The organism is Moraxella sp. FZLJ2109, from assembly GCF_024296965.1.
Lineage (GTDB): Bacteria > Pseudomonadota > Gammaproteobacteria > Pseudomonadales > Moraxellaceae > Moraxella.
In genome coordinates this window covers 471,830-490,298 of record NZ_CP101112.1, presented here as the reverse complement: position 1 = coordinate 490,298, position 18,469 = coordinate 471,830, and the positions used below count along the sequence as shown (strand labels likewise).

Here is an 18,469-nt window from a genome sequence, read left to right as displayed (position 1 = left end):
AACCCATTTAAAATAAGTCCAGTATTGGAATAATTATGGCAAGCTTAAAAGAAATTCGTGCTAAAGTAACCAGTATCAAAAGCACGCAAAAAATCACCCGCGCTATGCAAATGGTGGCTGCCAGTAAAATGCGTCGTGCACAAGAGCGAATGGAAGCAGGTCGCCCTTATGCAGATGGTGTGCGTCGAGTGATTTCACACCTTGTGCAAGCACAATCGGACTACAAGCACCCATACATGGTAAGCCGTCCAGTCAATCGCGTTGGCTTTGTGGTGGTGACTTCAGACCGTGGCTTGGCAGGTGGTTTGAATATCAACTTGTTTAAAAACTTGTTGAAAAAAGTCAAAAGCTACCAAGAGCAGTCAGTTGAGATTGAGTTTGCGGTCATCGGTGCAAAAGGCGTTGGTTTTTTCAAGAACTTTGGCGGTAAAGTTACTTCTGCAGTGACAGATTATGGTGATAATCCATCGCTAGAACAAATCAATACACCAGTTCAAGCCATGCTTGATGATTATCAAAATGGCAAATTGGATCGCATTTATTTGGTGTACAACCAATTCATCAATGCGATGGCTCAAAAGCCAACCGTAGAACAGATTGTTCCGTTGGCAGAAGGTGAGTTTGAAGGCAATGAACTTCAAGCACACAGCTGGGATTATATCTATGAGCCCGATACCAAGACCTTGATTGATGGCTTGTTGCTACGCTACATCGAATCGGTGGTTTACCAATCAGTACGCGAAAATATTGCATCAGAGCAATCAGCTCGTATGGTGGCAATGAAAGCAGCAACAGATAATGCTGGTAACTTAATCAAAGAATTACAGTTGGTTTATAACAAGCTGCGTCAAGCGGCGATTACCCGAGAGATCTCGGAAATCGTTGGTGGTGCTGCCGCTGTTTCTTAATTGACTAATAATAGATAATAGGAGAACGCAATGAGCGGTCGTATTGTACAGATTATTGGCGCGGTTATTGACGTTGAATTTGACCGTGGTCAAGTACCACAAATCTATGACGCACTTAGCGTCGATGGTACTGAAACTACGCTAGAAGTACAACAACAGCTGGGTGATGGCGTGGTGCGTACCATTGCTATGGGCTCAACTGAAGGTCTAAAGCGTGGTCTTACCGTTTCTAACTCAGGCGCACCAATTTCTGTGCCAGTAGGTCAAGCGACACTTGGCCGTATCATGGATGTATTGGGTCGCCCAATCGATGAAGCTGGTCCAGTAAACGCAGCTGAGAAATGGTCTATCCACCGTGAAGCACCAAGCTACGATGAGCAATCAAACTCAACTGAACTACTAGAAACCGGTATTAAAGTTATTGACTTGCTATGTCCATTCGCTAAAGGTGGTAAAGTTGGTCTGTTCGGTGGTGCAGGTGTTGGTAAAACCGTTAACATGATGGAATTGATCAACAACATCGCCCTGAAACACTCTGGTCTTTCTGTATTCGCTGGTGTTGGTGAGCGTACTCGTGAAGGTAACGACTTCTACCACGAAATGCAAGAAGCTGGCGTTGTGAATACCGAAGACTTCACCAAGTCTAAAGTAGCGATGGTCTATGGTCAGATGAATGAGCCACCAGGAAACCGTCTGCGTGTTGCTTTGACTGGTCTAACCATGGCAGAATACTTCCGTGACGAAAAAGACGAAGCAACTGGTAAAGGCCGTGACGTTCTATTGTTCGTTGACAACATCTATCGTTATACCCTAGCCGGTACTGAAGTATCAGCACTACTAGGTCGTATGCCATCTGCGGTAGGTTATCAGCCAACCCTAGCAGAAGAGATGGGTGCGCTACAAGAGCGTATTACTTCGACTCAATCAGGCTCTATTACTTCTGTACAAGCGGTTTATGTACCTGCGGACGACTTGACTGACCCAAGCCCTGCGACTACTTTCGCTCACTTGGATGCAACAGTCGTACTAAGCCGTGACATCGCGTCACAAGGTATCTATCCTGCGGTTGATCCACTAGACTCAACTTCTCGTCAGCTTGATCCACAAGTGATCGGTGAAGAGCACTACAATGTTGCTCGTGGCGTGCAAGAAGTTCTACAACGCTACAAAGAGCTAAAAGACATCATTGCCATCTTGGGTATGGATGAGTTGTCAGAAGAAGACAAACTGACTGTTTACCGCGCTCGTAAGATCCAGCGTTTCTTGTCTCAGCCATTCCATGTGGCGGAAGTCTTTACTGGTGCACCAGGTAAATATGTCGCGCTTCGTGACACCATCGCTGGCTTTAAAGCGATCATCGAAGGTGAATATGACCATATGCCAGAGCAAGCTTTCTACATGGTTGGCGGTATCGATGAAGCCGTTGCTAAAGCTGAGAAGCTAAAAGCTGCTTAATGCGCTTGTATTGACTGGATAAATGGTTTATATTTATCCAGTCAGTCAATGCTAATCCGTCCTAAGATTATTGGGAGATTTTTCATGGCAACTTTTAAATGTCGAGTGGTTAGCGCTCGCGAAGAGTTGTATTCAGGCGAGATCACGATGTTGATCGCCAATGGTCACAGTGGTGAAATTGGTGTATTGGCAGGTCACACGCCGCTGATTACCTTGCTTAAGCCAGGTGCGATGCGCATGAAGTTGGCTGATGGCACTTCAGAAGAAGTCATTTATGTCTCTGGTGGTGTGCTAGAAGTACAGCCAAATGTCGTAACTGTACTGGCTGACAGTGCTGAGCGTGCACATGATTTGGATGAAGCGAAGATTGCTGAAGCGCGTCGTGCTGCTGAGCAAATGCTTGCCAACCAAAGTGATACGCTACAAACCAATGCTGCATTACACGCATTGGCTGAATCATTAGCACAGCTACAAACCATTCAAAAATACAAAAACCGTGCCTAATCAGGTGCGGTTGTGGTGATTTTGCGATCTGCCCAAGGATAAGATGATATGACATCGACTACGCCAGAAAAAGAAGGTATGCCAAGAATTCTCATCGTTGAAGATGATGAGCGTTTGGCGATGCTGACACAGGATTACCTGCGTCGTAATGATCTTGATGTTGCTTTGGAAACCGATGGTACACGAGCGATTCGTCGTATTATCACTGAGCAGCCAGATTTGGTTGTGCTTGATGTGATGTTACCAGGCAGTGATGGTCTGACTGTGTGTCGTGAAGTGCGTGCACATTATCAGCAGCCGATTTTGATGTTGACAGCGCGTACTGACGACATGGATCAGGTGCTGGGTCTTGAGATGGGTGCAGACGACTATGTCGCAAAGCCTGTACAACCACGCGTACTATTGGCGCGCATTCGTGCATTGTTGCGCCGTTCTGATTCTGCACCGTCTGATGATTCGCCACAGCGCCTAGAATTTGGCGATTTGGTAATTGACAATGGCGGTCGTTCGGTAACTTTGAACGATGAATTGGTTGATTTTACCAGTGCTGAGTATGACTTGCTTTGGCTATTGGCATCAAACGCTGGTCGTATACTATCGCGCGAAGACATCTTTGAGCGTCTGCGCGGCATTGAGTATGATGGTCAAGACCGTTCGATTGATGTGCGCATTTCTCGCATTCGTCCAAAAATTGGCGATGATCCAGAGAATCCGAAGCGCATCAAAACCGTTCGCAGTAAAGGTTATCTATTCGTCAAAGAAGGCAACTGATTTGCCCTTGTTTGCATTCCCAAAAGCTGGCTTATTGCTGGCTTTTGTTTTATGAAATCATGATTTATGGCTCGACTCACTCTCACTGAACGCAGTATTTTTTATCGAATTTACATGGGCTTGTTGTTGGTCTGTGTATCTGTGGCTTTTTTTGCGTATTTGCTTGTCGATACGCTCAATCAAGAGCGCGTGCAAAACTACCGCGAAACTGTGGCGACAGGGGTGTTTTATCTGATCGGTCAAGGGGTGGTCAATCAAAAATCCGAAGCGGCGCGCGTGTATTGGCTGGATGATGCCAGTCAGTTGTTTGGTAGCAAATTCACCATTGTGCCGATGATGGATGTCGAGCTAAAAGCGCGCGAGATTAAGCGATTAGAAGAAGAAAAAACCGTCGTCCGCTATGATCACGCGGTCAATGAATATACCATTTATCATCGTATCGCAGGTGAAAGCAATCTTTTGACGGTGAAAATCTCGCAAGTTGGTGAGCGACAAGTGCGTGCCTTGGCGATTTTTTTGCTTGATGATTTGTCTTATTATCCTGAATTTGAACAAAAGCAAGCGCGCCTTGATTTTCTGAGCAAGAAGTTTTCTCACCCACTACATCTGCGTAATTTAGACGAATTGAATCTTGACCAAGATCAAATTGTACGCCTAAGACGCGATGAGCCTGTGATTATTTTTGGTGATGGCAACAATGCGCAAACTTCTTTCATTGAAGTGGTGGCATCGTCCGATGTCGAAGGGCGTGTGATTGTCATCGGTCCGATTGCGCTGTTTAACTGGTTTCCGTTTAATCTACTGGTCAGTGTGGTGCTGATTTGTATGCTGCTTATCGGGCTTGGTGTGTATGGTCTGATTTTCCCATTGGAGCGCCGTCTAAGACTACTTCAGTCGGGCGTCGATCGTGTTGCTGAAGGCAATCTTGACACCAAAGTTCAAGTGGTTGGCAGTGATGACATTGCGCGCCTGACATCGACTTTTAACTCAATGACCGCACATATCAAGCGCTTGATCGAATCGCAGCGAGAGCTGACGCGTGCGGTATCGCATGAACTACGAACCCCCGTTGCGCGCATTCGCTTTGCTGTCGATATGCTTGCTGATACCGATGATGCCGATTCGCGCCAACTGCAAAAAAATTATATCGATGATGACATTGAGTCGCTTGATGAGTTGATTGATGAGATTTTGACTTATGCCAAGCTAGAAGAAGGCTCGCCGAAGCTTGATTGGCAAATAGTGAATCTAAAAGAACTGCTTGAGCAGATTGAGCGTGAGACCAATGCTTTGGGTAAGCCGATTAAGATTGTTTGTGACTTTCCACCACCAAAGATAGTTGCGATGGCGGATCGCCGTTATCTGCACCGCGTGGTACAGAACCTTGTCGGTAATGCACTGCGTTATGCCGAATCGACTGTGCGCGTGTCGGCAGGTACGCACCAAGGCTCGGCATTCATCTGTGTCGAAGATGATGGACATGGCATCGCCGAAGCTGATCGTGAAAAAGTGTTTGTGCCATTTGCGCGACTTGATGACAGTCGCACGCGTGCGTCAGGTGGTTATGGTTTGGGCTTATCGATCGTCAGCCGCATTGCGTTTTGGTTCAATGCCACCTTATCGGTCGATGAAAGCCCAAGCTTGCATGGCGCGCGCTTTATGATGACTTGGCCGATCAAGCAAGTGGGCGTGAGCGTCGCTGCCGATGAGATTACCCAAGAGCGCGTTGAGAAAACCATTTATAAATCAAGCTGATGATTTGCTTTATTTGGTGTAAATTATCACTTAAATATCATGTGCTAGGGCTGTCTTTATGATCATTTGCCACAGCGGTCATTAGCGGAATATTGATCAGCACTTGTAAGCCGCCATCAGGGTGATTCTGCGCGATCACTTCACCTTGGTGCAGATGAGCGATACGACTGACGATGGCAAGTCCTAGACCGCTGCCTTGAGTGGTGCGTGCCGACTCACCACGCTCAAAAGGCTGCATGATACGCTCAAGCTGATCTTCTGCCACGCCTTCACCTTCGTCCTTGACGCTGATCGTCAAAACAGGATAACGCGTCAATAGCTCATCACTATCTTCATCGATGGCAGGGGTGATTTTCGCCATCAGATGAATCGGCTCACTGCCATAGCGAATGGCATTATTGACTAAATTGACAATCAAACGCTTGATCGACAAAGGGCGCACAGGCACAGACTGATCGATACTGCTGTCATAAATAAAACGCGTGCCATCGAACTGGATCATGATTTCCTTAAAAATCGTATCCAAATTGGTCAATTTCACAGGTTCGTCCGATCCATCTTTCATGAACGAAATGAACTGATCCAAGATCGCATCCATATCTTCGATGTCATAGACCAAGCCTTCGCGGAAAAATTCATCAGGTAACATCTCGGCGGTCAGGCGCATCCGCGTCAAAGGCGTGCGCAAATCGTGACTGATGCCAGCAAGCATGATGGTGCGCTCTTTTTGTGCTTGGCTGAGTGTGGTAAATAGGCGGTTGAACGCGGTGTTTACTTTGCGGATTTCGCTCGGGCCGGTTTGGGTAGGTAGAGTGGTGGCGTGTCCTTGTAAGATGTAGTCAGATGCTGCGCGCTCAAGCTTTCGCAGTGGGCGGTTTAAGCCGCGGATCAAGATCCAAATGGTCAAAATGGTCAAAAGCGGAATGCCAAACACAAAACCTGCCAGCACACCTGTGCTGTACTGCGAATAATGCATCATCGGCTCGCGAATCCAGATGTTGGGATTGGCGCTGTCTTGGATCCATAATTTCGGCTCAGGTTTGAACTTAAAATACACCTTAGCAGGGCGACCCAAACTGCGTTCTAGCTCTTCGGCGAACACTTCGGTGATATAAGTGACCAGCACCTTGTCGGTGACATCAGGAAATTCACGCGGATCAGTGACGATCTCGACATGGGTATTATCGGTCAGCCAATGTACGAAATCTGGGCTGTTGCGCCATTCTTGCTTGGCAGATGTCAAAAGCTTAATTTCGCTGGCAAGATAAGTGGCGTGGTTTTGGATCTCAGGGCGGTATAAGCTGCGCCAAATCAGCCACAAGGACAGCGTCACACTGACAAATACGATAAAAATAACCATCGCCACCGTCTGCATGGTGTTAGAATGTAGGCGATAGCGAATTTTGCCCAATAAAGTGCGTGCGTGTAAGCTCATAATCAGCGCCAATAAAAAACCAATGAGTTCATTGTATCACAGCTTTTGTAGCGAAATTGTAGATTATTTTGGCAAAAAGCAAATTTTTACTTTTAAGAAGCCAAATTTCTTGCTATAATAGTCGCTTTAGTGGTTCAGGTTCGTAACGGCTCATCCTCAACTTCATCGGATCTGTATCATGCTCTAATTCTTGCACAAATTAATTTTTAGTTTTTCATACTTTAAAAGAGAGTTATCATGGTAGTTATTCGTCTAGCTCGTGGCGGTTCTAAAAAGCGTCCATTCTATCAAGTCGTTGTTGCTGACAAGCGCGCAGCTCGTGACGGTCGTTTCATCGAGAAAATCGGTTTCTTCAACCCACTAGCGCGTGGTCAAGAAGTTGAAACTCGCATTGACCTAGAAGCATACAATGCATGGATCGCAAAAGGCGCACAGCCAACTGACCGCATTGCTTCATTGGTAAAAGCATTGAACAAAGCTGCTTAATATTCAGCTTGATGAATACGGTTTGCACTTAGATGTGAGTGTAAACCGTTTCTGCTATCAGATTAATTAAAAAATTCTCAAAATCCGTGAATACCAATACTCGTACTCGTCTGACTCATACGCCTGATCCTGCCGATTTGGTCAAGATTGCCACACTGAAAAAACCCTATGGCATCAAAGGCTGGCTGTGGGTGTTTAGCGAAACTGACGAACGCTCAGGTATTTTTGCGATGTCGCCTTGGTGGATGAAGACAGCGACAGGGTTTAAACCTTTGACAGTCAAAGACTGGCGCGCGCAAGGTCAGGGATTGGTGGCGTGTTTTGAAGAGATTGCTGATCGTAATGTCGCCGAGACCATGAATGGTACGACCATTTGGGTGTCCAAAGACAGCTTTCCTGAGCTTGGCGAAGATGAGTATTATTGGTCGGATTTGATTGGCTTAGCGGTCATCAATGAAGATGGCGAAAAGCTGGGCGTGATCATACAGATGTTTGAAACTGGCGCGCATGAGATCATCTCAGTCAAGCCGACAGCGGACAGCATTGATAAAGAAGAACGACTGATCCCGTGGCATAAAGATGTCGTGCTATCGGTGGATTTGGAAAAGCAAACTATGTTGGTAGCATGGGGCGCTGATTACTAAGCCAATTAATCAGTGTGTCATTTTATCAATTTTGGCATATGGTTTAGTGATTAAAAGATTGTAAAATCAAGGATTTAGTTTTGTTTTTTGCGGTTATCAGTATTTTGCCCGAAATGTTTACCGCCATCACTGAATATGGCGTGGTAGGGCGAGCGATTAAGCGCGAACAGGCGATGATTCATCTGATTAATCCGCGAGATTTTACCACTGATAATTATCGCCGTATCGATGAGCGCCCCTTTGGTGGCGGACCTGGTATGGTCATGATGGCTGAACCACTTGAAAAAGCCATCGCGCACGCCAAAGATTTGGCAATGCAAGCAGGCTGTGGTCTTGATAAATGCCCTGTGGTGTATCTATCTCCACAAGGCGAGACGCTTGGCGAAACTGCAGTAACGCAGATGGTGACATTTGATGGCATGATTTTGCTCTGTGGTCGCTATGAAGGCATTGATGAGCGACTACTTGAGACTTATGTTGATATGGAAATTTCCATCGGTGATTATGTCTTAACTGGTGGCGAGCTGCCTGCGATGGTGCTAATGGACAGCGTGATTCGCAGATTGCCTGCCGTGATGGGCGATGATTTATCTGCCGAGCAAGACTCTTTTGTCGATGGCTTATTGGATTGCCCGCATTATACCAAGCCCTTGGAATTTCAAGGCAAGGTGGTGCCTGATGTGCTTTTGTCAGGTCATCATGCCAATATCGCCAAATGGCGGTTTATTCAGCAGATCAAACGCACGCAAGCGCGACGACCTGATTTGTGGGAAAAATTTACCCCAAACAAACAGCAACTCAAGTGGCTTAAAGACTTGAACGACTAAGAAACTTGTCTGTATGGTTCGGACAGCGCGTCATGTGGCGCATTATGTAACGATGGTATGCGGTCTTTTAGCCATTGCCCAGCAAACTGGGTAACAAAGACTTTTAGCCTATGCCATGATAATTGGAGAATTTCCATGAGCAACAAACATCCGCTAGTACAAGTTGTTGAAAATGCACAACTTAAAGACCATCCATCATTCGGCCCAGGTGACACTGTTGTCGTACAAGTAAAAGTACGCGAAGGTGACCGTGAGCGTCTGCAGGCGTTCGAAGGCGTAGTTATCGCTAAGCGCAACCGTGGTCTAAACTCTGCTTTCACCGTGCGTAAAATCTCAAGCGGTGTTGGTGTTGAGCGTGCATTCCAACTACACTCACCACTGATCGCAAGCATCGAAGTGAAACGCCGTGGTGATGTACGCCGTGCGAAGCTTTACTACCTACGCGATCGTTCAGGTAAGTCTGCTCGTATTAAAGAAAAATTGGGCGCGCGCAAAGAAGCTTAATCCTTCTGCGATTCCAATGGATCAACAAAACCCCAAGTTTACGCTTGGGGTTTTGTTATTTTTAATTACCAATTAATAAAAATCCCCACACGGATGGTGTAGGGATTGCAAGATATTCAAGTTTGAACTTAGTTATCGGCTTAGTCGTTGCGGAAGCCTTTGTGGCATGAACCGCACGAGCTTGCCATCTCGCCGTATAGCTTTTCAACATCGGCAGCGCTGCTGGCTGTGGCGGCTGCGGCAGATAGTGCGCTGGCAGCAGCGGTGAATTTCTCGGTTTCAGCTTTAAAGCCTGCCGCGTCTGTCCAGATGGCGTCTGCAGCTTCACCACCTTTGGCAGCTTCACCTTCAAAATAAGTCCACATTTGCTCAGTGCTGTTTACGATTTTATCAGTGTTCTCTTTAAAGGTCGCTGCATCGAAAGTCGATGGATTTTCGATCATGCCTTTTAGGGTTTGGTTGGCGCGGCGCCAATCTGTCATCAGATCTTCACGCGCTTTTACCACTGATTGGTCGGCTGGTGCAGCAGCAGTGCTTGCGCCTGCAGTTTCGTTTTTGCCACAGGCAGTCAGGGCAAGGGTCGCAGCAGCCAGTGCGGCTAATAGAGTTTTGGTTTGCATCATGCATCCTCTTTGGCTGTTTAAAATGATATTGTGATTTATCAATCATCACAGTGATAAGTGATTCTCATTCTACCGAATTTTTGTCATAATTGCAGAGTTTTTAACCAAAAATAACAAAAATCATGACCAAAGCAGATCAATATCACAAAGCCAACCAATCTTTCGGCTTTAAATAAAAATCCGTCAGCTCGTATTCAGGCGTGCCCGCGCTTGGCTCGAAGCGATATTCCCACGCAGCCAAGGGCGGCATCGATACCAAAATCGACTCAGTGCGACCATTAGACTGCAAGCCAAACAGCGTACCACGGTCATAGACCAAGTTATACTCCACATAACGCCCACGGCGATACAGCTGAAACTCACGCTCACGATCGCCATAAGCGCGGTGCTTATTGTTCTCAAAAATTGGCACAATGCCATCAATGTAGCCTTGTCCTACCGCACGCATGAACGCAAAGCAAGTATCAAAATCCCAGCCCGTACTTGCGGTATTGACATCGTCATAGAACAGACCACCCACGCCGCGGCACTCACCACGGTGCTTGAGATAAAAATACTCATCGCACCAAGCTTTGTATTTGTCATACACGCCATCACCAAAAGGCTGGCACAAATCATGCGCCACCTTGTGCCAATGCTTGATATCATCAAGATTTGGGTAAAATGGCGTCAAGTCAAACCCGCCGCCGAACCACCAAATCGGCGCGCCGCCATCTTCAGGGGTTGCGACGAATAAGCGTACATTAGCGTGACTGGTCGGCACATAAGGATTGGTCGGATGAATGACCAACGACACGCCCAATGCCTGCGCCTGTGCGCCTGCCAGCTGTGGATGGCGCGTGGTCGCGGATGCGGGCATTTGCTTGATGTGAATGTGGCTGAACATCACGCCTGCTTTTTCGATGACTTTACCGCCTTTGAACACGCAGGAGCGACCGCCACCGCCTTCGGGACGCTGCCAAATATCTTCGATGAATTTGGTATCGCTTGTACCATCCACGCCGCCTGTTTGCTCTTGGTTTTCTAACGCTTTGATGATGTTATCTTGTAGAGTTAATAAAAATTCTCTTACCTGTTGGATTTGAGCGTGCATGGCGATTTCCTTTGGGTTTGTGCTTTGGTTTAAGACTGTGAATTTTGTAAATCTTGCGGCGTGATGTGGTGCTGCATTCTTGCGCCTTTGATGGCTAGATAATTTTGGTTGTGTGCATTGACACCGACGATCAGCGGAATGCGTTCGACAACATCAAAGCCTTGCTCTACCAAGTCATTGACTTTATTAGGATTATTGGTAAGCAGTGCCAGTTTATCAACACCGACAGAGTGTAGCATCACTTCACACATCTCGTAGGTGCGCGCATCGGCAGGCAGACCCAAAAGCAGATTGGCGTCAAGTGTGTCATGTCCTTGATCTTGTAGGGCGTAGGCGCGGATTTTATTGGTCAGACCAATGCCGCGACCTTCTTGGCGCAGGTATAAGATTGCACCGACGCCATGTTCTTGAATCGCTTGCATCGCGGCGTTCAGCTGTGGTCCGCAGTCACATTTGAGCGAGCCAAAAGCATCACCAGTCAGGCACTCAGAATGGATGCGCACCAAAGGCAGCTCATCGCCTGCGCTCGGCAGTCCTGTGCTTAGCATGATGTGTTCTTGTCCGTCTTCGTTTTCAAATACATGAATGTCAAAATCGCCATGCACGGTCGGCAGTTTGGCTTTGGTAATGAATTGATACAAAATTTGTCCCTAGTTCAGCAAAACTTGGCTGAAAGCAATAAAATCTAATATATATTATTAAAATTATGATATATACAGGGTGTAATCAAAAGTTTTTGATGAAAAATCGCAGAATATATGGGGTTTTTCTAGCAAAAATAAAGGCTATCTAGTAAAATAGCGCTTTGCAACATCAAAAAGTTTTGTGCGCAGATCATGTCAGTGCTTATTATGCCATAAGTTGCGCCACAAGTCTTGATGTTGGTAAAAAGTCTATTTAAGCCAAGCGTCGGAAATCAGCCCATTATGTCAGATGTAGCCAACTTAGCCAAACAATCGTATCAAGCCAAAGTTTTTACCGAGCTTTTGGCGACGCGTCCTGATACGCCGATTTTGGATCGAGTGGCATCGCCTGCAGATCTGAAGGGCTTATCAAGCGATGAGCTGATTGCGCTTGCTGATGAGCTGCGTGCGTATCTGCTGTACTCGACAGGGGTGAGTGGCGGGCATTTTGGTGCTAATTTGGGCGTGGTTGAGCTGACCATTGCACTACATACAGTATTAAACACGCCTTATGATAAATTGGTGTGGGATGTCGGTCATCAAGCCTATGCGCACAAGGTGCTGACAGGTCGCCGTGATCGCCTGCCAAGCATTCGCTCAAAAGATGGCTTGACCGCATTTCCTGAGCGCAGTGAAAGCGAGTACGATACTTTTGGCGTGGGGCATTCATCGACTTCGATTTCGGCGGCATTGGGCATGAGCCTTGCTGCGCGCTTACTTGGCGAGAACCGCAAAGTAGCGGCGGTGATTGGCGATGGCGCGATGACAGGCGGCATGGCATTTGAAGCGATGAACGACGCGGTGCAACAAAATGCCGATTTGTTGGTCGTCCTAAATGACAATGATATGTCCATCTCAGCGGCGATCGGTGGTTTTTCGCGTCATTTGGCGAAGCTGTGGCAGCGTGGACTTGCCATGGATATTGATAAGCATGGCAATATTTTGATGGTCAAGCGTGACATTTCGTCAGATGATCGTCGCATTCGCCATTATCTGCAGATGGCAAATGGCGCGTTTGAAGATGTCTCAAGCCGCTTGCCAAGTAAAATCAGTGAGAAAATCACAGGTTTATTAAGCGGTATCTCATCATCGCCGCTGCCTGATAAGATTGCTGAGAAAATCGGTGATAAGTTATTTGCGGATAATTTATTTAAGGCGATTGGTTTTACTTATCTTGGTCCATTTGATGGGCATGATTTGCCAAAATTAGTCAGTGTGCTTGAGCGCGCCAGTAAATTAAAAGGTGCGGTACTGGTGCATGTGCATACGGTCAAGGGCAAGGGCTTTTTGCCTGCTGAAGCTGATCCGATCGGCTATCATGCCATTGGTAAATTACCAAAAGCAGCAAGCGGTGATGCCGCCAAACCTACTACGGCACCTGCCAAGAAGTATTCACAGATCTTTGGCGACTGGCTGATGCAGACTGCGCAAGACGATGCCAATTTGGTTGCGATCACCCCTGCGATGGCAGAAGGTTCGGGCATGGTGGAGTATGCGCACAAGTTCCCTGAGCGGTTTTTTGATGTGGCGATCGCTGAGCAGCACGCGGTGACTTTGGCGGCAGGCATGGCGACGAGCGGCAAGCTTAAGCCTGTGGTGGCGATTTATTCGACCTTTTTGCAGCGTGGCTACGATCAGCTGATTCATGATGTCGCACTGCAAAATCTTGATGTCACTTTCGCCATCGATCGCGCGGGTCTGGTCGGTGAAGATGGTGCAACGCACGCAGGGGTGTTTGATTTGGCGTATCTGCGCTGTGTGCCAAATGTCATCATCGCTGCGCCAAGTGATGAGCATGAATGCCATCATCTGCTGAATGCGTGCTATAGATACCAAGGCACGGCAGCGGTGCGCTATCCGCGTGGTGCAGGTATTGGGCGCGCGATTGATACATCGGTTGATGCGTTTGTGATTGGTAAGGCTAATCATGTGTGGTCTTCGGATAATTTTGCGACTGCACAAGGCGATAAGCTTGCGGTGCTTGCATTTGGTACGCGTCTGGCTGATGCTTTGGCTGCTGCCAAGAAATTATCTGATGATACAGGCATGGCGATGAGTGTCATTGATATGCGCTGGGTCAAGCCACTGGATACAGAACTGCTTGATGCTCTGATCGCGCAAGGGGTGAGTCATATCGCCACAGTTGAAGAGCATCAAATCGCAGGCGGTGCAGGCAGTGCGGTCAATGAATATCTGCTTGCGCACAATGCTGATGTGAAGATTCAAAATCTAGGCATTGCTGATCGATTCATCGAGCACGCTAGCCACGAGCAGCAATTGGCAGCGTGCGGTCTGGATAAAGATGGTGTTTATCAGTCTTTGTCAAATTGGCTCAATGCTTGATGAATTGCTGTTATTAATTTTTCAAAAAATCCGTCATCATGATGAATGATGATTAGACTATTTAATTTTACTTCGTTTACTTGTTTAAAAAGGTGAGTTATGGAACCGATGGTAGTTATGGCGGCAAACGCTGCCAAAAAAGTAGGTCATGAAATTTTACGCGCGCATCAAAACCGCCACCGTCTTGATTTGGCGGTCGAGTCTAAAGGTCTTGATGGCTTAGTCACCCAAATCGATCGTTATGCCGAAGAGCTGACCATCGCCACGCTCAAAGAAAGCTATCCGAATCATTCTTATTTGGGTGAAGAGTTTGGCCTACAAGAAGGCAAGGGCAATGATGCTGATTGGTGCTGGGTGATTGATCCGCTTGATGGCACTCAAAATTTCGTCCATGGCGTGCCGCATTTTTGTGTCTCGATCGCGGTACAAAAAAACGGCGTCACCGAGCATGGCGTGGTCTATGATCCTGTGCGTGATGAGCTGTTTTCGGCAAGTCGCGGTCGTGGTGCGTTGATGAATCAGCGCCGCCTACAAGTCAGCGAACGCAAAACCATCGAAGGCGGTCTGTTCACCACAGGTCATCCATATGAGCGCATGATCGATGGCGAGCGCGTCAGCTTTGCGCGTCAGCATTTTGCCAGCCTACAAGCCATCTGTGAAAATGGCGGTCAAGTGCGTCGTTTCGGCTCGGCGGCACTGGATCTGTGCTATGTGGCGGCAGGTCGCTTTGATGGTTATTTTGAAATGTCATTAAAGCCGTGGGATGTGGCAGCAGGCGAGTTGATCGTCACTGAAGCGCGCGGCGTGGTCGTCGATCATAAAGGCGCGAACGAAGCGATGAAGACAGGCTCTGTGTTTGCATGCAATATGAAACTACTAAAACCACTAATGCAGCTGGTCGTACCGCGTTGGGAAAATGCGATTGGTTGATTGATGCATAAAAAAATACCAAGTTTTGCCCTGTGTAAGACTTGGTATTTTTTATGAAAATTGGTATGTCAATTAGCCTGCAGGCTTTGCCCAATGCGTGCAAATAGCTGCTCAATACTTTGGGCGTTGTGACCTAAGGCACGCACCACGAAGCCATGCGCTTGTATCAACGATGCGCCAATCAACAGCTGTGGATCATCTTGCTCGGCAGTATCTATCATGCCTTGGATGGTGCTTAGGCGTGCGGCGATGTCTGCAGGATCTTGATCGATGTGCATGAATAGCAGCATGCCTTGATGACTATAGTCTTCCATCTGCCCGATGGCGGTTAAGTCCATTAATTTGGGATGCCACTGAATACAGTCGCTGAGCAGTACGGTACTGTGATCAGGATGTTGTTCGTGAATGGTTAAGTGCGAGCTAAATTGCGAAAATTCAAACCGCTCACCATTGGCAGCACGACCAATGGCAATCACTTCAGCAAAAATCAGCTGACTGCCTGAGCGCATCGTGATGTCAGTGCGCTGTTCTAGTGCGCTGTCCTTGTGCAGCACCAATGGATGTGGCACATAGTGCAGGCGGCTATCTGTGTCCAGATGAATGTTCAGTGACTGTGTCGCACGCTTACCAATATCCATGGATTGCACACGGGTGAATGCTTGTGTTGTCAAGATCAGGCGCGTATTGGCTGCCAAAGCGATCTCGACAGACAGATCATCGCCTGCCAATAACCCTGGTGAAGACGACATCTGCATGGCTGTCAATGCCGTATCCCATGCGCTGTTATTCGGTAGGCTCATCAGCTTGAACGGTGGCTGTACGAAGTACTGATCCAGTACTGTTTTGCCATGATTATTCAGCTTGGTTGAGATGTGTAATTTACTTTTCATTGTCAATCCATTAAGCCCATGTCTTATGGTCTATCAAAGACATGGGCTGTGGCTGTCATAGAGTGATGGTCATTAGCGTACCAAAGCAGCAGGCTCGTCCACTGCTTTTAATAGAGCGTATTTTTCAATCCAACCGATGACGCCATCTAGGTTTTCTTGGGTCATTAAGTTGGTAAAAATAAACGGCTGACCCTGACGCATACGACTGGCATCGCGCTGCATGACTTCAAGGCTTGCGCCGACATGGGGTGCTAAGTCGGTTTTATTGATGACCAATAAGTCTGAGCGCGTGATACCTGGTCCGCCTTTGCGCGGGATTTTTTCACCTTGTGCCACATCGATGACGAATAAAGTCACATCTGCCAAATCAGGGCTGAATGTCGCTGATAAGTTATCGCCGCCAGACTCGATGAAAACGATCTCAACATCAGGAAAGCGCGCCACCATCTCATCGACAGCTTCTAGGTTCATGGATGCGTCTTCGCGGATGGCGGTGTGTGGGCAGCCGCCTGTTTCTACACCCATGATGCGCTCGGCAGGCAGGCGGCTATTTTTGGTCAAAAACTCTGCATCTTCTTTGGTATAGATGTCATTGGTGATCACGGCAACGCTGTAATCATTTGCCATTTTGCGTGTCAGTCGCTCAATCAGCGCGGTCTTGCCTGCGCCTACAGGGCCTGCGACACCGATTTTGATATAATTTCGCATGGTATTCTCGTTATTATCAAGTTAAGTTTATTTAAATAAAGAAAAAGCTAAGACCAGCCAAGCCGATAGCAGTGCCTGCGGTGCGAGTCAGTAGGGTGTTTTTGCTCAGCGCCATACCAAACGCAAGACCGACCAAATGCAGTGCAATGGTGCTTAGTACAAAACCTGCGGCAAATACACCTGCTGCGCCGCCGCTCATTTCAGCACCGTGCGCGACACCGTGGAAAAATGCAAATGCAGCTGCGATCACTGATGCCAAAGCAACAGGTATTTGTTTTACCCATGCTGCTGCCAAGCCAATGACCAAAACTGATGCAGCGATGGCTTGTTCGGTCATGGCGATACTGCCTGATTGTAAACCAAAGAAAAAGCCGACAACCATCAACGCCACAAAGCTTGCTGGCACTGCCCAGACGGCGTTTTTAAAGCGTGCGCTCAATAGCGCTGCCCACAGTCCGACAGCAACCATCGCCAGTAGATGATCTAGACCACCAATCGGGTGCAGTAGCCCTGACATAAAGGCATGACCGCCATCCATGTGACCAGGGTGTGCCATTGCCAAGCTTGGTAATAGCGCGGTCAATGCCATTAAAGTGCGTGATTGTACTGGTTTCATAAGAAGTCTCCTTGTGTAAAAATGATTAGCTCATGTATAAGCGTGTATAAAGTTGTTCGTGGCGCATGGCGCGAATGTCGCTTGCAACCGTGGCTGCTCCAAGCCAAGACAGATCAGGATTTAGGCTGCTTTGCACCGCTTGTTCAATGGGTGTGCGCAGTGCGTACAAGATATCTTGACCATCCATCTGACTTAAAGGAATGAGTTTTACACCATTGGTCACAGCGCCGACCGCGGCATTATAATAAAATGCGTACAAAGTACTGCTCTTATCCAGTCCCATCGCTGCTGCCACGATGGCAAATACAATGGGGAAAAATCCTTTGGCGTGCTTTTGGGTCAGTGCATCTGCATATGCCAATAAAGTCGGATGCGTCTCATAACGCCTAAAGATTTTTAATAAACGAATGCCGAGCTTGGCACCGCCGTCACGGATTTGTCGTGGCATTTTGGTGGCGGCAAGTTTTTGATCAAGTTGGATTAAGGCTTGCACATCATCTGCCATCATGGCGTCATAAGCCAAGGATAAGTACGCGCCATCGTTGTACGCCCAGTTCTGCTGTAGTTGTACTTGGACATAGCTGTGTAGGCTGTCTTTGTTGTGCACCACGCGTTCTTGGACGAAAGTCTCAAGCCCATTGGAGTGGTTAAAACCACCGATTGGTAGAGTAGGATCAACCAAATGCAGCAATGCACCTAACTGAGTGAGCGCCTGTGTCATGGGTCAGTCCTTATGCGCATGATCATGGTGATGGTTATGACCGTGACTGTGCGCATGATCACCATGATCGTGATGATGGTGATGGTCATGACCATGTCCATGTCCTTGTGCAGAGTTGGCGCGCAAGGCATGACTTAGGCGGCGCATCTGCTCACTTGGGTGAAAGCCAGCGGCATCTAGCCAAGCAAACATTGGCTTGTCAAAAGGCAATAACACTTCATCACCTTCCAAAAACAGCGGTGCGTGCTTATTACCAATCTCATAGCAGGCGCGCGCCATCTCAGGTAGGGTTTTGGGTGATAAGACGATGGCCTGACAAGGTTCAATAGCAACAACCAAAGCTGTTTGCTCATCAAGCATGACCACATCATCATGCGCCAAGCGCACACCTTCTTTGAGCAGGCGAAATGCCACTTCGCGACCTGCTTGACTGGTCTTACGCAGAATGTTGCGATCACTTTCAAACCATTGCAAATGTACATAATCAATGGTCTGATCGGTGATTTTACCGCTTTGTTGTAATTGGGATAACTTACCCAAAATCTCTTGTATGATAATCAAATCGCTCATTAT

The 18,469-nt window shown here is 47.5% G+C and carries 20 protein-coding genes; 11 read left to right on the top strand and 9 right to left on the bottom strand.

Annotation, left to right across the window (positions count from 1 at the left end; genetic code table 11):
- Nucleotides 1–35 precede the first annotated feature (35 nt).
- The 5 genes from atpG to NKU06_RS02290 all read left to right on the top strand — a co-directional run bounded on the left by atpG (nucleotide 36) and on the right by NKU06_RS02290 (nucleotide 5,393).
- Nucleotides 36–908 carry a F0F1 ATP synthase subunit gamma gene (gene atpG, locus NKU06_RS02310; protein ID WP_254732030.1) on the top strand — a complete coding sequence of 291 codons (873 nt, stop codon included), beginning with the start codon at nucleotides 36–38 and terminating at the stop codon, nucleotides 906–908.
- A 30-nt stretch (nucleotides 909–938) separates the two neighbouring features.
- Complete coding sequence (gene atpD / locus NKU06_RS02305; protein ID WP_253224187.1) at nucleotides 939–2,363, top strand: F0F1 ATP synthase subunit beta; 1,425 nt, start codon at nucleotides 939–941, stop codon at nucleotides 2,361–2,363.
- 84 nt (nucleotides 2,364–2,447) lie between these two features.
- Nucleotides 2,448–2,867 carry a F0F1 ATP synthase subunit epsilon gene (locus NKU06_RS02300; protein WP_253224186.1) on the top strand — a complete coding sequence of 140 codons (420 nt, stop codon included), beginning with the start codon at nucleotides 2,448–2,450 and terminating at the stop codon, nucleotides 2,865–2,867.
- A 48-nt stretch (nucleotides 2,868–2,915) separates the two neighbouring features.
- Complete coding sequence (locus NKU06_RS02295) at nucleotides 2,916–3,638, top strand: response regulator (RefSeq protein ID WP_253224185.1); 723 nt, start codon at nucleotides 2,916–2,918, stop codon at nucleotides 3,636–3,638.
- A gap of 66 nt (nucleotides 3,639–3,704) precedes the next feature.
- Nucleotides 3,705–5,393 (top strand): ATP-binding protein, encoded by a 1,689-nt coding sequence (locus tag NKU06_RS02290; RefSeq protein ID WP_254732028.1) that lies wholly within the window; start codon nucleotides 3,705–3,707, stop codon nucleotides 5,391–5,393.
- Between the two features lie 37 nt (nucleotides 5,394–5,430).
- Here the strand turns inward: NKU06_RS02290 and NKU06_RS02285 are convergent, their stop codons facing one another.
- On the bottom strand, nucleotides 5,431–6,828 hold the full coding sequence (locus NKU06_RS02285; protein WP_254732026.1) for an ATP-binding protein: 1,398 nt from the start codon (nucleotides 6,826–6,828) through the stop codon (nucleotides 5,431–5,433).
- 237 nt (nucleotides 6,829–7,065) lie between these two features.
- Here NKU06_RS02285 and rpsP point away from each other — a divergent pair, with 237 nt between their 5' ends.
- From rpsP to rplS, 4 genes are all read left to right on the top strand, one after another.
- Nucleotides 7,066–7,314, top strand: a complete 249-nt coding sequence (rpsP, locus tag NKU06_RS02280; protein ID WP_254732024.1) for a 30S ribosomal protein S16 — start codon at nucleotides 7,066–7,068, stop codon at nucleotides 7,312–7,314.
- 110 nt (nucleotides 7,315–7,424) lie between these two features.
- The gene (gene rimM, locus NKU06_RS02275) at nucleotides 7,425–7,958 is read left to right on the top strand and encodes a ribosome maturation factor RimM (protein ID WP_254732110.1); all 534 of its coding nucleotides are present in this window, start codon (nucleotides 7,425–7,427) and stop codon (nucleotides 7,956–7,958) included.
- An 80-nt stretch (nucleotides 7,959–8,038) separates the two neighbouring features.
- Nucleotides 8,039–8,785, top strand: a complete 747-nt coding sequence (trmD, locus tag NKU06_RS02270) for a tRNA (guanosine(37)-N1)-methyltransferase TrmD (protein WP_254732022.1) — start codon at nucleotides 8,039–8,041, stop codon at nucleotides 8,783–8,785.
- A 135-nt stretch (nucleotides 8,786–8,920) separates the two neighbouring features.
- Nucleotides 8,921–9,289: a 50S ribosomal protein L19 gene (gene rplS, locus NKU06_RS02265; RefSeq protein ID WP_103033791.1), complete on the top strand. Its 369-nt coding sequence runs from the start codon at nucleotides 8,921–8,923 to the stop codon at nucleotides 9,287–9,289.
- A gap of 140 nt (nucleotides 9,290–9,429) precedes the next feature.
- On the opposite strand, the gene NKU06_RS02260 is transcribed toward rplS, so the two are convergent.
- The 3 genes from NKU06_RS02260 to ribA form a co-directional block, all read right to left on the bottom strand.
- Nucleotides 9,430–9,912 carry a cytochrome c gene (locus NKU06_RS02260; RefSeq protein WP_254732020.1) on the bottom strand — a complete coding sequence of 161 codons (483 nt, stop codon included), beginning with the start codon at nucleotides 9,910–9,912 and terminating at the stop codon, nucleotides 9,430–9,432.
- A 142-nt stretch (nucleotides 9,913–10,054) separates the two neighbouring features.
- On the bottom strand, nucleotides 10,055–11,005 hold the full coding sequence (hemF, locus tag NKU06_RS02255; protein ID WP_254732018.1) for an oxygen-dependent coproporphyrinogen oxidase: 951 nt from the start codon (nucleotides 11,003–11,005) through the stop codon (nucleotides 10,055–10,057).
- A 29-nt stretch (nucleotides 11,006–11,034) separates the two neighbouring features.
- Nucleotides 11,035–11,646 carry a GTP cyclohydrolase II gene (ribA, locus tag NKU06_RS02250; protein WP_253224179.1) on the bottom strand — a complete coding sequence of 204 codons (612 nt, stop codon included), beginning with the start codon at nucleotides 11,644–11,646 and terminating at the stop codon, nucleotides 11,035–11,037.
- 285 nt (nucleotides 11,647–11,931) lie between these two features.
- On the opposite strand from ribA, the gene dxs reads away from it, so the two are divergent.
- Both dxs and NKU06_RS02240 read left to right on the top strand, forming a co-directional pair.
- Nucleotides 11,932–14,031, top strand: a complete 2,100-nt coding sequence (gene dxs / locus NKU06_RS02245) for a 1-deoxy-D-xylulose-5-phosphate synthase (protein ID WP_254732016.1) — start codon at nucleotides 11,932–11,934, stop codon at nucleotides 14,029–14,031.
- A 99-nt stretch (nucleotides 14,032–14,130) separates the two neighbouring features.
- Nucleotides 14,131–14,961: an inositol monophosphatase family protein gene (locus NKU06_RS02240; RefSeq protein WP_253224177.1), complete on the top strand. Its 831-nt coding sequence runs from the start codon at nucleotides 14,131–14,133 to the stop codon at nucleotides 14,959–14,961.
- A 68-nt stretch (nucleotides 14,962–15,029) separates the two neighbouring features.
- On the opposite strand, the gene NKU06_RS02235 is transcribed toward NKU06_RS02240, so the two are convergent.
- From NKU06_RS02235 to ureE, 5 genes are all read right to left on the bottom strand, one after another.
- A complete protein-coding gene (locus tag NKU06_RS02235) occupies nucleotides 15,030–15,851 on the bottom strand; it encodes an urease accessory protein UreD (protein WP_253224176.1) in 822 nt (273 codons plus the stop codon).
- A 72-nt stretch (nucleotides 15,852–15,923) separates the two neighbouring features.
- The gene (gene ureG, locus NKU06_RS02230; RefSeq protein ID WP_253224175.1) at nucleotides 15,924–16,559 is read right to left on the bottom strand and encodes an urease accessory protein UreG; all 636 of its coding nucleotides are present in this window, start codon (nucleotides 16,557–16,559) and stop codon (nucleotides 15,924–15,926) included.
- A 31-nt stretch (nucleotides 16,560–16,590) separates the two neighbouring features.
- On the bottom strand, nucleotides 16,591–17,175 hold the full coding sequence (locus NKU06_RS02225) for a HupE/UreJ family protein (protein ID WP_254732014.1): 585 nt from the start codon (nucleotides 17,173–17,175) through the stop codon (nucleotides 16,591–16,593).
- Between the two features lie 25 nt (nucleotides 17,176–17,200).
- A complete protein-coding gene (locus tag NKU06_RS02220) occupies nucleotides 17,201–17,896 on the bottom strand; it encodes an urease accessory protein UreF (protein WP_254732012.1) in 696 nt (231 codons plus the stop codon).
- 3 nt (nucleotides 17,897–17,899) lie between these two features.
- On the bottom strand, nucleotides 17,900–18,466 hold the full coding sequence (ureE, locus tag NKU06_RS02215; RefSeq protein ID WP_254732010.1) for an urease accessory protein UreE: 567 nt from the start codon (nucleotides 18,464–18,466) through the stop codon (nucleotides 17,900–17,902).
- Nucleotides 18,467–18,469: the final 3 nt, after the last annotated feature.

What these genes read in the sequence shown, in the direction of transcription:
- atpG (WP_254732030.1), top strand. Translation starts at nt 36, where the DNA reads ATGGCAAGCTTAAAAGAAATTCGTGCTAAAGTAACCAGTATCAAAAGC.
- atpD (WP_253224187.1), top strand. Translation starts at nt 939, where the DNA reads ATGAGCGGTCGTATTGTACAGATTATTGGCGCGGTTATTGACGTTGAA.
- NKU06_RS02300 (WP_253224186.1), top strand. Translation starts at nt 2,448, where the DNA reads ATGGCAACTTTTAAATGTCGAGTGGTTAGCGCTCGCGAAGAGTTGTAT.
- NKU06_RS02295 (WP_253224185.1), top strand. Translation starts at nt 2,916, where the DNA reads ATGACATCGACTACGCCAGAAAAAGAAGGTATGCCAAGAATTCTCATC.
- NKU06_RS02290 (WP_254732028.1), top strand. Translation starts at nt 3,705, where the DNA reads ATGGCTCGACTCACTCTCACTGAACGCAGTATTTTTTATCGAATTTAC.
- NKU06_RS02285 (WP_254732026.1), bottom strand. Translation starts at nt 6,828, where the DNA reads ATGAGCTTACACGCACGCACTTTATTGGGCAAAATTCGCTATCGCCTA.
- rpsP (WP_254732024.1), top strand. Translation starts at nt 7,066, where the DNA reads ATGGTAGTTATTCGTCTAGCTCGTGGCGGTTCTAAAAAGCGTCCATTC.
- rplS (WP_103033791.1), top strand. Translation starts at nt 8,921, where the DNA reads ATGAGCAACAAACATCCGCTAGTACAAGTTGTTGAAAATGCACAACTT.
- NKU06_RS02260 (WP_254732020.1), bottom strand. Translation starts at nt 9,912, where the DNA reads ATGATGCAAACCAAAACTCTATTAGCCGCACTGGCTGCTGCGACCCTT.
- hemF (WP_254732018.1), bottom strand. Translation starts at nt 11,005, where the DNA reads ATGCACGCTCAAATCCAACAGGTAAGAGAATTTTTATTAACTCTACAA.
- dxs (WP_254732016.1), top strand. Translation starts at nt 11,932, where the DNA reads ATGTCAGATGTAGCCAACTTAGCCAAACAATCGTATCAAGCCAAAGTT.
- NKU06_RS02240 (WP_253224177.1), top strand. Translation starts at nt 14,131, where the DNA reads ATGGAACCGATGGTAGTTATGGCGGCAAACGCTGCCAAAAAAGTAGGT.
- NKU06_RS02235 (WP_253224176.1), bottom strand. Translation starts at nt 15,851, where the DNA reads ATGAAAAGTAAATTACACATCTCAACCAAGCTGAATAATCATGGCAAA.
- ureG (WP_253224175.1), bottom strand. Translation starts at nt 16,559, where the DNA reads ATGCGAAATTATATCAAAATCGGTGTCGCAGGCCCTGTAGGCGCAGGC.
- NKU06_RS02225 (WP_254732014.1), bottom strand. Translation starts at nt 17,175, where the DNA reads ATGAAACCAGTACAATCACGCACTTTAATGGCATTGACCGCGCTATTA.
- NKU06_RS02220 (WP_254732012.1), bottom strand. Translation starts at nt 17,896, where the DNA reads ATGACACAGGCGCTCACTCAGTTAGGTGCATTGCTGCATTTGGTTGAT.
- ureE (WP_254732010.1), bottom strand. Translation starts at nt 18,466, where the DNA reads ATGAGCGATTTGATTATCATACAAGAGATTTTGGGTAAGTTATCCCAA.